Origin of the sequence: Clostridium tepidiprofundi DSM 19306 (assembly GCF_001594005.1) — a bacterium.
Lineage (GTDB): Bacteria > Bacillota > Clostridia > Clostridiales > Clostridiaceae > Clostridium_AC > Clostridium_AC tepidiprofundi.
This window is the reverse complement of record NZ_LTBA01000026.1, coordinates 17,548-34,398: the sequence shown is the minus strand read 5'-3', so window position 1 is coordinate 34,398 and position 16,851 is coordinate 17,548. Positions and strand designations below refer to the sequence as shown.

Sequence of the window (16,851 nt, the reverse complement as noted above, 5' to 3'; positions counted from 1 at the left end):
AATTAGCTATATAATTTTGGTAATAATCAGAGGTTGGGACGACCTTGTTAGCTTGGGTAAACTTGCTCCATTGGGAGTATTGACCAAGAAGCCCCCACTTCAACGAAGTAAGTGGAGGGTAGTTCACGAAAAAAACAACTTGAAGTTTAGTTTTAAGATTAAATCACTTTAAATTATTTGCAGATTTGTTATGTTTCAATACAAGTTTTTTATTGAATAGCTCTTTGAAATTCTCTGCGTTTTTTTGAGCTTCTATGATTTCTAAAGAAGGATATTCTTCTGAAATTAGATTTATAAAAACAGTTTCATTATCAATTTTACAGCTTATATCCTTAACACTTCCTGCAAGATTTTTATCTAAACTCTCTGAAAGTCTTAACATAATACTTACAATTTTTATTATCCTTTCATCATTGGAGGATAATATTTTTTTATACTTTGTTTTAGAGATGCTAAAAGTACCTTTTCTATGGTTAGCAGCAATAAATGCACTCAATAGAAGTTCACGATGACTTAATCCACGTATTCTCGAATTTGTCATTATGTAAAATGAATGTTTATGATGATCATAGTAGCTTATACTTGTGCCACAATCATGTAAAAAACAAGCTGTTTTTATGACGTTATTTAAATCATCTTCAATACAATGTAATTCTGAAAGTTGGTTAAAAAGTGATAAAGTGAGATTATATACGTGCATTGAATGATTTTTATTCAAATTAAGATTAGTCATTATACAATCTAAAGAGAAATCAAGTACATTTTTTTTGACGTTATAATTATTAAAAACATATTCAAAAACTAATCCTTCTCTTAAACCATAGCCACTTATAATTATATGCTTTGTATCTAAAAGTTCTATAAAGGTGTTGAATTCACAACATGCTCCTGCAAATATATCAGCTCTGTTTTTGGATAACCCTTTTAACTTTTTCAGTTCATCTGTTGATTTACATTTAACAATTGAATATACTTCATTGACGTCTTTAGCAGACATAATATAATTGTGGTTTAAATCTAATGGGTAATCAATATTTTTTCTGTGTATTTTGCAAATGTTTCGTATTGTTCCTCCTATTCCTATAACAGGTAAGTTTTTTACGTTTTTTAGCCAAGGAATATCATTAAATGTTTTTGTAATAAAGTCAACTATTTGATTTTCTTCTTTATTTGACAACTTATTATTGATATCAAATTTTTTAGAAAGAACAATTGCTCCTATAGGAAGGCTTATTGATTCTTTGATTGTATTATTTTCAATCCATGCAAGTTCAGTACTTGAGCCACCAATATCAATAATAATACTATCTTTTGTGTTTATGCTGTTAATTGCACCTAAGTAATCATAATAGGCTTCTTCTTCTCCTGTGAGAACTTTTATATCAATTCCACATTCATTTTTAACTTTTTCCAAGAATATGTTTTTATTCTTTGCTTTGCGTACAGCTTCAGTTGCAACTGCTATTATAGGAGAAACTTGTACAGAATCAGATAGCTTTTTAAATGTTTTTAGAAGTTCTATTGCATTACTCATTCTATTTTCATTTAAACAGTTATCTTTCATATCAGAACCTAATCTAATGGACTCCTTAAATTCATCAATTACTTTAAAAGCTCCATTATCGAATATAGAAACTAAAATAAGACGTAGTGAATTGGAACCTATGTCAATTATAGAAATATTTTTCATTGATTTTTTCTGCTACTCAAAATATGAATTCTTTGTATATTGAATATATGCTTTTTAATATTTTCTGTAGTAGCAGTTCCTCCTTTCTCTATTTTGATGTAATATTTGTTTTTTTAAGATTCCCATTTCTATAAGTGGTATATTGAAGCTTTTGATTTAGATAAACTTCAATTCGTAATTTAGATTTTTATTATTATATTACAACGAAAAAATGCATCATGTAGAGAGTTTTATAGTGAATATTAATACAAAATATATGTATATTAAATATAAATATTGCATATTACGAATTGAAGTTAGATAAAGTAAAGTTTTTGCTTGAAGTTTTGAAGCTTTTCTTTAGCAAAATGAGTTTACATTTATATAGCAATAGGGATATTTTATTATTAGTATACAAATAATAAAGTATACGTGTTTGTATAAAAAGAAATGATGTAATTATAAAATTTTATACGAAATGTCGATGTCTTGAATATAGTGTGAGTATAAAAAGAAATAATGTAATAATAGAATGTTTGATATTGCTTTTAGGCATTTGAAAGAAAATAACAAATTAAATATATTAGTCTATTTTGTTAAAAATGCCTTAATAAAAATAGATATATGATCGGAGAATAGAATATGAAGAATGAGATTATTGCTTCAATAAATTTGGGTTCTAATTCTCTAGGACTTATGATTTCTCAAGTAAATGCAAATGGAAAAATAAAAATACTCGAAGACTTAAAGATGCCAACAAATGCAGGCAGAGATACATTTGCGACTAAGAGAATAAATATTAAAACCATAAATGAAATATGTGAAGTCTTTAATGGATTTCATCAAATTATTAATGACTACAATATTAAGTGGTACAGAGCAGTTGCAACTAGTAGCATTAGGGAAGCTGAAAATAGAGAGTATGTACTTGAGCAGATAAGGATGAAGGCTGGAATTAATACAGAGATAATAAACAGTTCTCAAGAAAGGTTTTTTATTAATAAGGCACTTTATGAAGTGCTTCCCGGAATAGAAGAAATGGTTAAAAAAGGTGTATTAGTTATTAATATTGGTTCTGGTGGTATTGAAATATCAGTGTATGACAAAAAATATTTAAAATTTACAGAATACATAAAGGTTGGTTCACTGAGAATGAGAGAAATACTGTCTGATTTAGAAAAGAAAACTTTGGATTTTGCGAGTATAATGGAGCAGTATTTAGATAGCAAAATGTATCCCATCAAAAGCATAATAAAAAACATGTCTATAAAAAATTTTGTTGGACTTGGTGGAGAATTTAAAAGCTTTAATTTTTTGCTCAAGAATGATGATGAATACATAAGCAAGAAAGCAATAAATGAATTATTTGATGATACAAAAAATGTTTCAATGGAAAAGATAATGGAAAAATATAAATTGCACAAAAATCAAGCGGAATTTTTGCTCCCATCGCTTATAATACTGCGTTCATTTTTCAATATAACAGAGGCAAAGGGAGTATATATACCAACCATATCATTAAGGTATGGTTTACTTATTAATATGGTTGATGAAATGTTTAATACTGAACGAGGGAGAAAATCAGTTAAGGATATTTTAGGATCAATGTGGTATATGTGCGAAAAATATGGTGCAGATATAAATCATTCAAAATGCGTAAAGAAGTTTGCAATTAATATTTTTGATGGTACAAAGAGCATTCACGGATTTTCAGAAAAGGAGAAGTTTTATCTTAAATCGGCATCTATACTTCATGATATTGGCAAATATGTGGATATAAACAACAATGAGATATATTGCTATAGCATTATTAAAGCTGAAAATATAATGGGATTGTCAGAAAGAGAAAAGAACATAATAGCAGCTACAGCTATGTATCATGGAGATATGATTCCTAAGAAGGAACACAAACAATATAAATACCTAAGCGAAGAGGACAAAATAGTAGTATCAAAGCTAGCGGCAATATTGAAATTGGCTGAAGCACTAGATACATCGCATAAACAAAAAATAAAGGACTTACATGTTGATATGGGAAAAACAAAAGCTAAATTTTTAGTATATAGCGATTATGATATAACACTAGAAAAATGGAGTTTCAACAAGAGAAGTAATTTTTTTAATGAAGTTATGGGTATTGAAGCAGTTATTAAAGAACGAAAAGTATAGAGAATATAGAATACCCAGTTATAACAGATAAGTATTGAAGCAGTTGTTAAAGAACGAAAAGAGTAGATTGGAGAAAGATTATAATGAACATAGTGGATTTAAAAAACCATAAAAACTACATAAACAGAGAATTGAGTTGGCTCGAATTTAATCATAGAGTTCTTGAAGAAGTACAATATAAAAGTAATCCATTATTTGAAAGATTAAAATTTATGTCTATAGTAAGCTCTAATCTAGATGAATTTTTTATGATAAGAGTTGGCTCACTTTGGGACCAAATACAAGCAGGGTTTCACAAAAAAGATATTGCAGGATTAATTCCTGAAGAACAACTTGATTTGATATTTAAAAGAGCCTACAAAATGATGAAGCAGTTGCATGATACTTATAATTTCTCGCTTTCAAATGAGCTAAAAAAGAATGGAATTCATTTTTTGAAGAAACAAGAATTATCTTTGAAACAAGTTGAATTTTTGAATAACTATTATAGGAATACAGTATATCCTGTACTTACGCCTATAATAGTTGATAATAGCAGAACATTTCCACTTATATTAAATAAAAGCTTAAATATTGCACTTTTACTTGCAAAAGATAGTGAACCAGTATTAGGACTGCTTCAAGTTCCTTCTGTACTCGGAAGATACATAAAAATACCTTCAAATAATGATGAGCATTGTTTTATGTTGATGGAAGATATTATAAAGATGTATTTACAGGAAATTTTTCTAGGAAACAATATTATTTGTTCGGGTTGCTTTAGGATTACGAGAAATGCTGATTTAAGATATGATGAAGAAGAGGCAGAAGACTTGCTCAAATCCATTGAAAAATCATTAAAAAAGCGAAAATGGGGAGCAGTTGTACGTATGGAAATTGAAAGCAACATAAATAAAAAACTGATAAACAGACTAAAAAAAGAACTTGAAATTCCAGAAAAAGCGGTTTACAAAATTGATGGCATAATTGACTTTACATATTTATCTAAATTTTATTCTGTAAATGGATTTGACAATTTAAAATACCCTAAAAGAATTTCTAGAATTCCAATAGAATTTGAAAATGAATATGAAGATGATGTATTCAAAATTATTTCTAAAAAGGATATACTACTTCATCGTCCCTATGACTCATTTGATATAGTGGTAAAAATGATACAGCAGGCAGCAAAAGATAATAAAGTGCTTGCGATAAAGCAAACATTATACAGAGTTAGTGGCAATTCACCATTAGTAGAAGCACTTGTACAGGCAGCTGAAAATGGCAAGCAGGTAACAGTATTAGTAGAACTAAAAGCAAGATTTGATGAAAAAAACAACATAAACTGGGCAAAAAGGCTAGAAAAAGCAGGTTGCCATGTTATATATGGGTTATTAGGACTAAAAACTCACTGCAAAATATTGCTTATTGTTAGAAATGAGGAAGAAGGAATAAGAAGGTATGTGCATTTAAGCACAGGAAATTACAATGATGTGACGGCAAAATTTTATACTGATATTGATATAATCACATCTAATCCATATTTTGGTGAAGATGCATCTGCACTATTTAACATGATTTCAGGATATACAGAATTTAGAAACATGAATAAATTTACAATAGCACCATTAGACTTGAGAGATGAGTTTATAAAGCTAATACAAAACGAAGCTGAAAACGCTAAAATAGGGAAAAAAGCACAAATAATAGCTAAATTCAATTCATTAGTTGACAAAAAAATAATAGATGAACTCTACAAAGCATCTGCATCAGGAGTAAAGATAAATCTAATAGTCAGAGGAATATGCTGTTTAAGACCAGGAATAGATGGAATAAGTGAAAACATAAATGTAATAAGCATAATTGGAAGATATCTAGAACATTCAAGGATATTTTACTTCTATAATGATGGTGAAGAAAAATTATATCTTTCTAGTGCAGACTGGATGCCTAGAAACCTTGATAAAAGGGTGGAATTGCTATTTCCGGTAGAAGACAATGAAATCAAAGATAAAATAAAAGAAATACTCTATACTTATTTAAAAGACAATGTAAAAGCAAGAATATTAAATCAAGATGGTACTTATTCAAGGAACAAAATCAATGATGAAAAACCTCTTAATTCTCAGGATTATTTTTATGAAGAGATAAACGAAAATAAAAAATCAAAAGAAGAAATAGAACAAGAAGAAGCTCCATTTGCTTTTCGTCCTGTGAGAAATGTGGAGGATGTGTGATGGGAGGGGATACGCTTATTGGCTAAAAGCTGATAGGCTATTTTTTATGTGAATTTGTTTTGCTAAAGCAAAATATAATGACTTTAGATGAAAAGTATACTCCATTCCAAATAAAAATCTTTAATATTCCAATTGTAAAACTGTAGGAGTTTTATAAAATTGGAAAAATTAAAATTTTAAAGGATATTTATAACAATAATAGAATTATTAAAATGAGACTTTTAAGATAATATAGAACGAAGGTGAAACAAACATGAGTAGAGTTGGTAACGCACTAAATATGCTAATATTATTAAAAAGTAGAAGAAAGATGAAAATTTCTGAAATAGCAACTGAACTAGGTGTAAGTGAAAGAGAAGTAAGAAGATATAAAGACGACTTAGAGCAAGCTAGAATATATATTACTTCAATTAAAGGTAAAGATGGGGGATATATGTATGAAGGAAAAGATTATTTACTTGGATTAAATTTAAGTGATGAAGAATATTCTACTTTGATAACTGTAAAGAAACACCTTAAAAGCAGTGGATTTATTATGTATAAAGATTTTAAATTAATAGTAGATAAATTAATTGCTATAAAAGAAAAAACGAGTTTGCAAGAAATCCATTCTGAGTATTTTATAAAAAATATAAGACCAAATTATGATTATGAAAAAGAACGTCAGATATGGCTTGATATTAATGCTGCAATAATAACTAGGAATAAAATTAAAATCAAGTATCATTCGCTAAATACAGGAGAAAAGGAGAGGATAGTACGACCATATGTTATTTTTCAATATAGAAATTCGATGTATTTTGTTGGATTTTGTGAACTTAGAAAAGATATAAGAGATTTTAAGATGTCACGTATAAAATCATATGAAATATTAGAAGAAAAATTTCCAGAGGATGATAATTTTGATTCAAGAAATTATATGGCAAATTGTTTTGGTATTTTTAAAGATGAGGAGATTAATTTAAAATTAAAGATCAAATATCCAATGGCACAAATTATAAAAGAAAAGATATGGGTAGAAAACCAGCATATAGTTGAAATAACAGATGAGAATTCGATTTTATTTGAGGCTACAATGAAAGGAAAAACAGAAATTAAAAGTTGGATTTTAAGTATGGGAAGCAGTGTTGAAGTTATAAAACCAATAGATTTAAAGAAAGAAATAAAAGAAGAATTAGAAAAAATGATAAAATTATATAAATAAATTTATATATGCCAATATATGTCCACAATATGAGTTATAATTAAAAGTAGGAGGTGACAATATTGAGATTAAGTTGTGAATATAAAACGGATAAATTTCCGATAGCTTACCAAATGATGATTGTAAGTCTTATTAAAGAAGCTTTAAATAAAACGGATAAAGAATATTTCTTAAAACTTTATACTTATGAAAATGGTAAAGCTAATAAGAAAACTAAGAATTTTTGTTTTTCAGTTTTCTTAAAAGATTTCAAGAAGGAAGGAGAGGTTTTTACTATAAATGATAAAGTCATTATAAACATTAGTTCTCCAGATTATGAATTTATGATCAAGCTTTATAATGGCTTATTGAAAATTAAAACATTTGAGTATAAAGAAGAATTTTCTATTAACAAAGTGAGAATTAACTTGCAAAAAGAAAAAGAGATAAATAGTAGTACGATACTATTCAATACGTTATCCCCAATTTGTATTAAAAACAAGAATAATGAAATGCTAGAGATTGACCATGAAGATTATGAGAAAGAGCTAAATTATATAGCTAATAAGACACTTGAAAGTTTTAGGGGATATGGTCTAAAAGAGAATTTAAAGTTTAAAGCTGTTAACATGAAAAAAAGAGTTGTAAAAGAGCAAATTAGAAATTTTAAAGAAAAGACCGGTAAACCATTTTATTATGTGAACAGTTATGTAGGAGTTTTTCAGCTTCAAGGAGACGTAAATGATATTAAAGATATTTATAGTCTTGGGCTAGGTTTTAAACGTTCACAAGGGTTTGGAATGATTGAAGTTGTAGGATAGGAGGTGAGAGAAATAGGTATTATAAAACTTGAGTTATCGGATTGGTTATATAATGCTGGAGTTGTAGGAATTGCAAAAATATTAGAAACTGCAGGTGATACAGTAAAAAAGGTTGGAAATACGTTAGAGTTTAATAAAGAAGTACTTGAAAACTTTGAAGAAAAATATTTTGATTATTTTGTAAATAAATATAAAAATTTTACTTCATGGTATAGAATAGTTTCTTTTGAGGATGAAATCAATAATTTTGATGAAGACAGCTTGAATGATGGTTTTCTAAAAAAGCTTAATGACTATATTGAATATACAAAAATTAGATTGAAAAGTGCAAGCTACAAGAGTGGATACATTATTATAAATGATAAAGATGTAGACATTTTAAAAGAAGAAAAAAAACTTAAGAAAATAAAAGTTAGCAAGAAGCAGTCTATTAAAGAGATGCTTCCACAGATAAAAGAGCAATTTAAGAATATTGAAGATATAATTACTTATCTTAAAAGAGATGATGTAAAGAAAATAATACTTGAAAAGAATGTTATATATGATATAATAGCTAGGTTTTGGTCAGGTGTAAGTGTTTTGCATACATCTAATAATACAAAGGATATGTGTGATAATTTTAAAGAGTACTTTATTGATAATATATCAAACTATCTAGAAGCGGATAAGAAAAAATATAAATACAGATGTTTCAGTTGTGATGCACCTATTTTAAAATTATCTAAACCAGCATCCTATGATTTAACATGGCTTAATAAAATGGGTGTTGATATGTCAAGAAAGTCATCACATTTTTGGAATTTTTACGGAGATTCTTTTATATGTCCTGTATGTAATTTGGTATATTCTTGTATTCCAGCAGGATTTACTGTTATAAGGGATAGGGGAATATTTATAAATGAAAATTCTTCAATGGAGAATATAATAAAAGTAAACAATACTGCTATTGATAATAATACAAGTTTTGAGGAACTTGAAGATGAAAGTTATTTTATGGTGGCAGATAGCTTAAAACAGAGTGAAATAGAAAGAGCATCAAAGGAAATTGATAATATCCAGATAGTTAAGCTTGATAGCAGTAATGAAAGAAGACCATATACTTTTAATATGCTTTCGAATAAGAAACTTAAGGTTATAGTTAATCATAAAAAAAGATTACGATCGTTAATTAAAGTTTCAGCGAAGGTTGGGCCAAAAGAGTATATAAATCTTTATAGAGAAGTTGTTGAAAGACTTTACAACAATAAAAATCAGTTTGATATTATAAATAAGCTTTTAGTATTAAATTTAGATGGAAGATTCAATAGATTAGGATGCGTTAAATCAATTATAAAAATTAATAATGATTTTATAGGAGGTATTATGGGTAAACAGGGAGTTTATTATAAAGATATAGATAAGATTCAACAATTAGGATATGAATTAAGAGAAGTTTATAAAAGTAAAAAAGCTGATAATAAGATGGGTGGTATATGCTATAGACTTCTTAATGCTTTGAAAACAAAGAATCAAAACAAATTCATGGATACACTTGTAAATTCTTATATGTATGCAGGAAAGCAAATTCCAGTTATACTACTTGATGCATTAAAAGGTGACAACAAGCTTCAAACAGTAGGTTATGCTTTTATATTGGGATTACAAGGAGAAAATGGAAAATTAAATTCAGTTAAGGAGGAAAAAGGTAATGAATAAAAAGGGGTTAACTGCAACGTTTATATTTGAAGCTGAAAGTGCAAACTATGGTGAAGGGGTAGGAAATGTAACTTCACTAAAAAAAATATCAAGAGAAACAGGGGATAGTTACAGTTATATTTCGAGGCAAGCTTTAAGATATAATATTATAAATCAAATGGGAGAAGATAATACACCTTTAGATGTTGACGGGTCTGTTATTCAATTTGCTCCAGAGGCTACTATAGAGGATTATGCAGAAATTGATCTTTTTGGGTATATGAAAACTCAAAAACCAGCAAGAACTCGTGCAGCAGTTGTAAGACTTTCAAATGCTATAGCTTTAGAAAGCTTTAATGCAGACTTAGATTTTTTAACTAATAAAGGATTGCTGGATAGATATAATTCGCAAAAAAAAGAATCTAAAGATGGAGGTAATATTGCTCAAAGTGAAATACACAAGTCTTACTATGCATATACAATTACTATTGATTTAGATAAGGTAGGAATAGACAAAAACGATAATATTGAGATAGATAATAGTGTCAAAGCAGATAGAGTAATCAGATTTCTTGATACTTTAAAATTCTTATATAGAGATATAAAAGGAAGAAGAGAAAATTTAACTCCATTATTTGCAGTTGGTGGAGTTTATGATATTAAAAATCCTTTCTTTGAAAATAAAGTTAAGATAAAGAAAAATAGAATTAAAGTTGATACAATAAAAGATATTCTTGAACTTGACAATAATATAAAAATCAATACTTCAGTTGGTTTAATTAAAGGTATATTAGATAATGATGATGAGATTGAAAAAGAGCTAAAATCAGTGTCTATGGGTGAATTTTTTGAAAATCTTAAGAAAAGGGTAAACGAATATTATAAGGAAGAGGCTAAGTAGGTGAGTATATGAAAGCAGTAAGAATTGAATTGTATCAGAATTTAGTGAATTATAAAAAGCCAACAAGTTTTCAACTTAAAGAAACGTATCCTTTGCCTCCTTATTCTACTGTTAATGGGATGATTCATTATGCATGTGGTTTTGAAGAGTACAATCCTATGCAAATAAGTATACAGGGTACTTATAATTCTAAAGTAAATGACTTGTATACAAGATATGAATTTGCAGGAGCAGGGTATGAGGAAAATAGGCATAATATAAAGCTAAAAGGAAAAGAAGTAAAGAAAAAGACAGGCGAAGAAGTAGAAAAATATTATGGAGCAATAAGAGGTGTTTCTACAGTTGAGCTTCTTGTGGATGTAGATCTGTTAATTCACATTAAACCTGAAGATGAGGAGCTAATTCCAATAATATATGAAGCATTTAAAAATCCCAGAGAATATGTGTCACTTGGTAGAAGAGAAGATATTGTAAGAATTAAAGATGTAAAGATTGTTGACATAGAAGAAAAATTTTTAGACGATACAAATTTAAAGCTAAAGTACGATGCATATATACCTGTTGATATGTTTGATAGGGATGAGTTTGTATCAAATGCTACTGTATATAAATTAAATAGATATTATGATTTAGTAAAAGTAAAAAAGGATACTTTTATAAGGCAGTGGAAGAAAGTTAGAGTAATGCATGCTGTTAAAGATAGGGACTTTTTATATGCAGATGAGGAATTTACCTTTGATTCTGATAATAATCCTGTATTTTTTACTTAAAGTTGAGTTTTCTGAAATGCAGCTGAGGCACATTCAAATTGCTAACTAGTTAATCTATTTGGCTATTTGATTTATTAATTATTTTCAAGTGATTAAAAGTTATAAAAGATAGGGTAAATTAACCCTATTTTTTTTATAAAAGAGAGGGATGAATAATGAAAAATAAATTTTTAGCAAAAACACATCCAAGGGAAACAATAGCAGAACATACTCAATGTTTAATAGATAGAATGGAAGTTTTAAAAGAATTATATCCTAATATTCCTTATCTTGATTGGGAACTATTAAGATTAGCTTGTTTGTATCATGATCTTGGAAAAATGAATTCAAAATTTCAAAATAAACTATTAAAGAAATTAGGAGAGGGAGCAATTGAAGATGACCTTAAAGGATTCAAAGAAATACCTCATGGATATTTGAGTCCAGCATTTTTACCTTTAAAAAAATTAAAGAGGAAGTATAAATCAAATAAAGATAAATTAAAAGTTTTATATCAAAGTATTTATTATCATCATAATAGAGAAAAGATACATGACTTTACACTTATAGAAAATGTAATAGAAAAAGATTTGAAAAAACATTGGGAATATTTTGATGGTTTGGAAGTTGATAAAGATGAGAAATTATATAAAAGTTATCTTAAATATGTAGATGAAAAGAATAGGTTTGCAAGGAGTGACGACAAAAATAATGATAGTTATTATGAATATGTGATAACAAAAGGAATATTAAACAGACTTGATTATGCTGGAAGTGCACATATCAATGTAGAGGAAGAAAATAAAGATTTATATGAAAAAACGATTTATTCTGTGGAGAGTAGAGGATTTAAACTAAATGAACTTCAAGAATATATGAAGAATAATTTAGAAGAAAATAATATAATACGAGCTTCTACAGGTATTGGGAAAACTGAAGCAGCGCTCATATGGATTGGAAATAATAAAGGATTTTTCACTCTTCCTTTAAGAGTGTCAATAAACGCAATATATGACAGGGTAAGGGATAAAAAGAAGATTGGATTTGAGAATACTGCATTACTTCACTCTGATACCTTTAGAGAGTATTTGAAAAGAGGTAATAGTGAGGATAAAGGCGATGACAATCAAATTATAGATATGGATTATTATGAGAAAACTAAGCAGTTTTCTATGCCTTTAACAATATGTACACTTGACCAGCTTTTGGATTTCGTATTTAAATACGAGGGATATGAATTAAAACTTGCTACATTAGCTTATTCCAAGTTAGTTATTGATGAAATTCAGATGTATTCTCCTGATATGTTAGGCTATTTAATTGCAGCACTAAAGTATATATCAGAAGCGGGTGGGAAATTTTCAATACTTACAGCAACGCTACCTAATATTATTTTGGATTTTATGAGAAAAGAAAATATTCCATTTAAAGAACCTAAGACTTTTTATAAAAAGAATTCCAAAGGGGAACCTCAATTAAGACATAAAATAGAGGTTATAGAAGATTACATTAATATTGATCATATCAAAGATAATTATAAAGATAAGAAGGTTCTTGTTATAGTAAACACAGTAAAACAAGCTCAAAAGATTTATGATGATTTAATGAAAGCAGAGCTTAATATTCCTATAAATATGTTTCACAGTAGATTTATAAAGAAGGATAGAAGCTTGAAAGAAAATTTAATATTTGAAATGGGACAGAGAGAATGTAGTAATAAAGGAATATGGGTGACTACACAAGTTGTTGAGGCAAGTTTAGATATAGATTTTGACGTATTGTATACTGAACTTTCGGAGATATCAGGACTGCTTCAGAGAATGGGTAGAATTTATAGAGGAAGAGATTTAGATAGCGATAATCCAAATATTTATATTTATATAGGGAAAGATAAACCTACTTCTGGAATAAGAAATGATGACAGAAGTATAGTTGATATAGATATTTTTAAATATTCCAAAGAAGCAGTAAAGAGTATAAATGGAGAAAAACTTGATGAAGAGAAAAAAATGCAGTTTGTAGAAATGGTATATACTGAGAAGAATTTAAAGGATTCTGCTTATTATAAGAAAATGAAGGAGGCTCTTTTATGGACTAAAAATATTAAAGAATATGAGTTGCAAAAAAATGAAGCAAGGCTTAGAAATATTACGACATATCTAATCATACCTAAATGTGTTTATGATTCAGAAGAGGAGAATGAAATAATTAATTCGTCTTTGAGTAAGATAAGTAAATATAGAGCTCAGATGAAAGAGGAAAAGGATAAGAAAAAGTTACAAGACTTATACGTTAATATACAGAAAGAAAAGTATAACATAAAAGATTATACAGTAGATATACCTGGATATATGTTTGAAACAGCTAAAAGAAACAACAAGGTATATGATGTTATAGAACTTGATAAGTTTAATAATATTCCTATTGTAAAAATTGATTATACTTATGAAAAGGGACTAGGTAAAGTTAATACAGAAAGTGTGTTTGATGAAGATTTTCAATTTATTTAAGATGGTGATACTATGGTAAATTTTCTTTTATATAAATTATATAAATTATATAAGCAGTGATATTCTGTTGTTTTGTGGTAGCTATTGTTGATGTTATAGTCATTATGTGAGATATAAATTTAAAAATATATTTATGTTTACATTCATATAAATTTAGTTTATATTAAAATGGTAGATGAGTTTATATTACTTATGTTGGATGTAAATTAACTTGTAGAGATGAATAAAAATGTTAAAAATTTTATATTAACTATGTGGGGAAAAATAAATATAATTTTTGAAAAAAATCGGAGAAATTCTGATTTTTTTTTGTTTTGTCCTTGTTTAATTTAAAATATGTAGTAAAATTAATACCATAACTAGTAGATATGAATGCAAATAAGGAATAAATTTGAGGAGGTGAAAGAATGAACTTAAAAATGCATAATAATATTTTAAGAATGATTAATCTGCTTAATGAAAATGATTTAATGACGAGTAGTGAATTAGCAAAAGAATTAGATGTGGATGATAGAACAGTTAGACGTTATAAGAATTACATAAAAGGTTTAAAAATTAATATTATTACTAAAGTTGGGAGAAATGGAGGGTATTATATTTTAAAATAATGTATTGAAATTAAAAAATTACTATGATTAATAAAAAAAGAAAGGTGATTTAATGATGGATTTTTATAAATAATTTTATATATGCCAATATATGTCCGTAATATGAATTATAATTAGAAGTAGGAGGTGATGTAATTGAGATTAAAATGTGAATATAGTACTGATAAATTTCCTCTAGCTTATCAAATGCTTGTTGTAAGTCTTATTAAGGAGGCATTAATGAGAAGTGATGAAGAGTATTTTAGTAAAATATATAACTATAAAGAGGGAAAAACAAATAAGGCAACAAAAAATTTTTGTTTTTCTGTTTTTATAAAAGATTACAAAAAAGAAGTGAATATATTTACAATTTATGACAGAGTTATTATTAACATAAGTTCGGGTGATTATGAATTTATGATAAAACTTTATAATGGATTATTAAAGATAAAAGGATTTGAATATAAGGGTTTTATTATTAATAGAATAGGAATTGATTTAGTTAAAGAAAAGGAGATAAATAAAGATAATGTAGAATTTACTACATTATCTCCTATATATATTAAGGACAAAAATAATAATTCATTAGATTTTAATGATAAAAAATTTGTTAAAGAACTTAATTATATAGTTGATAAAACTCTTGAAAATTTTAGGGGTTACGGCTTGAAGAAAGAATTACGGTTTAAACCTTTATATATGAAAAAAAGAGTTGTAAAAGAAGAGATAAGAAAGTTTACACAAAATACCAATAAATCTTTTTATTATGTAAATAGTTGTGTTGGAAGATTTGTTCTTGAAGGTGATATGATTGATCTTAGGGATATATATGCACTTGGGTTAGGATTTAGGCGAAATCAAGGCTTTGGAATGATTGAAGTTGTAGGATAGGAGGTGATGGCCATAGCAAATTTAATTTTTTATAGAACAGGTGAAATAATTAGAGATTTAGGATTGATATATTTCAGCAGTATTTTGGAAGAAATGAATATTAATTCTAATATGAAAGTTTGTTTGGAAAATAATTATCTTGAAGTGAAAGATTTTAATAAAGATGAATTTCTAAATTATTTATTGAAAGAAAAGATTTTCCGAGTGTTTGTTGATGGCATTAAAGAAGAATTGAAGAAAAAAAAGTATGACATTGAATTCTTAGAGGGAATTAAAAATGATAATTTCTTATCTAAAATTAATGAAATTGATATACTTAGTGAAAAAATGAAAGAAAGTATTGAAAAAAAATTCAATTCAAAATATTTTCCTTATATAAGGAATAGTGCTAAGTATGGATATAATTCTAAAGGTGAAATAAATTTCCATAAAAATATTAAAAAATTAATTTATATTGTACAAGAACTTAATTCAAAGGATGATGAAGAACAAAAAAACATTTTAAAAGAATATGAAGCATTAGAAAAAAAGTGTATAGTATGTCATACGTATTTGACTACAAAATATGATATAACTCATAAAGATGAGAAAAAGTTAAGAAAAAGTTCTAAATATAATTATTTATTTATGGGTTCGGAAAAAAATACATTTACAAACTATGCTGCTGAAAACCCATCAGTATGCTTTATATGTGAATTTTTTAATTTAATGTTTTTACTGTACTTGAGCATAGAAAGACCAACTATTTTAGCTTATACAGATGATTTAGGTAGTATGAAGTTTATAAATTATAAATTAATGTTAAAATCTAGGGAGTTTAATGAAAAAGGTTTTTATAAAAAATTAAGTAAATTTAAAAATACTAGAGTTAGAATATATGATATTTCAACAGATGTGAATAAAGGAGTTTTAATTAATCTAAACAGTATTTTAGAATTTAGAGCTATATTAAAGATGATTAAATTAAGCGATGTAATAGATAAATATAATTTTTCTAAAGATACTTATGTGAAGATAGCTTTAGGAAAAAAAATAATTAAAAATAATAATTACGCAGCACTGAAGAGTTTCTTACTAAATGAATTAATTGTTATTAATGATAAGGATGGAAAGAGATCTTTAGATACTTGGAAAACGGTTAATAATATTAAAAATTATTTAGAAATTATATGTGAACTAAGAAAGGAGGACTTAGAGGTGGAGGACAAAAATTTTGAAAAATTAGGTATTATTTTGGGGGCGAAAATTAAGAAATCAGAAAATAAACGTGCAATAGCTTTTAAAGTAATTGAAATGCTAAAATCGGATAATAGGCAAGGGTTATTTCAAAATATATTACACTTAATAACTGTAAATCAAACAAGTATTCCAGATAATTTTGCAGATGTAATAATTTATGGTGATGAGGATGAACTACATTATTGCATTGGAAAATTTTTGGAGAAATTTTTAAGTTCTAATAAAGAGGAGGATGAATAAAT

The 16,851-nt window shown here is 27.0% G+C and carries 12 protein-coding genes; 11 read left to right on the top strand and 1 reads right to left on the bottom strand.

Translation table 11 applies throughout. The features are described 5' to 3' along the window. Positions 1–163: 163 nt before the first annotated feature. A complete protein-coding gene (gene ppx, locus CLTEP_RS09805) occupies positions 164–1,690 on the bottom strand; it encodes an exopolyphosphatase (protein ID WP_066826219.1) in 1,527 nt (508 codons plus the stop codon). 621 nt (positions 1,691–2,311) lie between these two features. Between ppx and CLTEP_RS09800 the strand changes: the two genes are divergently transcribed. The 11 genes from CLTEP_RS09800 (at position 2,312) to CLTEP_RS09750 (ending at position 16,849) form a co-directional block, all read left to right on the top strand. Next, a complete protein-coding gene (locus CLTEP_RS09800; RefSeq protein WP_066826216.1) occupies positions 2,312–3,838 on the top strand; it encodes a Ppx/GppA phosphatase family protein in 1,527 nt (508 codons plus the stop codon). A gap of 83 nt (positions 3,839–3,921) precedes the next feature. Beyond that, on the top strand, positions 3,922–6,054 hold the full coding sequence (locus CLTEP_RS09795) for an RNA degradosome polyphosphate kinase (RefSeq protein WP_066826213.1): 2,133 nt from the start codon (positions 3,922–3,924) through the stop codon (positions 6,052–6,054). A gap of 253 nt (positions 6,055–6,307) precedes the next feature. Next, complete coding sequence (locus CLTEP_RS09790; protein ID WP_066826209.1) at positions 6,308–7,258, top strand: helix-turn-helix transcriptional regulator; 951 nt, start codon at positions 6,308–6,310, stop codon at positions 7,256–7,258. Between the two features lie 53 nt (positions 7,259–7,311). After that, a complete protein-coding gene (gene cas6 / locus CLTEP_RS09785) occupies positions 7,312–8,058 on the top strand; it encodes a CRISPR-associated endoribonuclease Cas6 (RefSeq protein WP_242863905.1) in 747 nt (248 codons plus the stop codon). Positions 8,059–8,061: 3 nt separating this feature from the next. Beyond that, positions 8,062–9,753 carry a type I-B CRISPR-associated protein Cas8b1/Cst1 gene (gene cas8a1, locus CLTEP_RS09780; RefSeq protein WP_084364849.1) on the top strand — a complete coding sequence of 564 codons (1,692 nt, stop codon included), beginning with the start codon at positions 8,062–8,064 and terminating at the stop codon, positions 9,751–9,753. Next, entirely contained in the window at positions 9,746–10,633 is an 888-nt protein-coding gene (gene cas7i, locus CLTEP_RS09775) for a type I-B CRISPR-associated protein Cas7/Cst2/DevR (RefSeq protein WP_066826198.1), read from the top strand. The genes cas8a1 and cas7i overlap by 8 nt, the downstream gene beginning before the upstream one ends. Positions 10,634–10,641: 8 nt before the next feature. Continuing rightward, on the top strand, positions 10,642–11,403 hold the full coding sequence (cas5b, locus tag CLTEP_RS09770; RefSeq protein WP_066826195.1) for a type I-B CRISPR-associated protein Cas5b: 762 nt from the start codon (positions 10,642–10,644) through the stop codon (positions 11,401–11,403). Between the two features lie 155 nt (positions 11,404–11,558). Beyond that, positions 11,559–13,892, top strand: coding sequence for a CRISPR-associated helicase/endonuclease Cas3 (locus CLTEP_RS09765; RefSeq protein ID WP_066826194.1), 2,334 nt, complete (start codon positions 11,559–11,561; stop codon positions 13,890–13,892). A gap of 407 nt (positions 13,893–14,299) precedes the next feature. After that, positions 14,300–14,500, top strand: coding sequence for an HTH domain-containing protein (locus tag CLTEP_RS09760; RefSeq protein WP_066826192.1), 201 nt, complete (start codon positions 14,300–14,302; stop codon positions 14,498–14,500). Positions 14,501–14,635: 135 nt separating this feature from the next. Beyond that, the gene (gene cas6 / locus CLTEP_RS09755) at positions 14,636–15,370 is read left to right on the top strand and encodes a CRISPR-associated endoribonuclease Cas6 (protein ID WP_066826190.1); all 735 of its coding nucleotides are present in this window, start codon (positions 14,636–14,638) and stop codon (positions 15,368–15,370) included. A 6-nt stretch (positions 15,371–15,376) separates the two neighbouring features. Beyond that, complete coding sequence (locus CLTEP_RS09750; protein ID WP_066826187.1) at positions 15,377–16,849, top strand: hypothetical protein; 1,473 nt, start codon at positions 15,377–15,379, stop codon at positions 16,847–16,849. Positions 16,850–16,851: the final 2 nt, after the last annotated feature.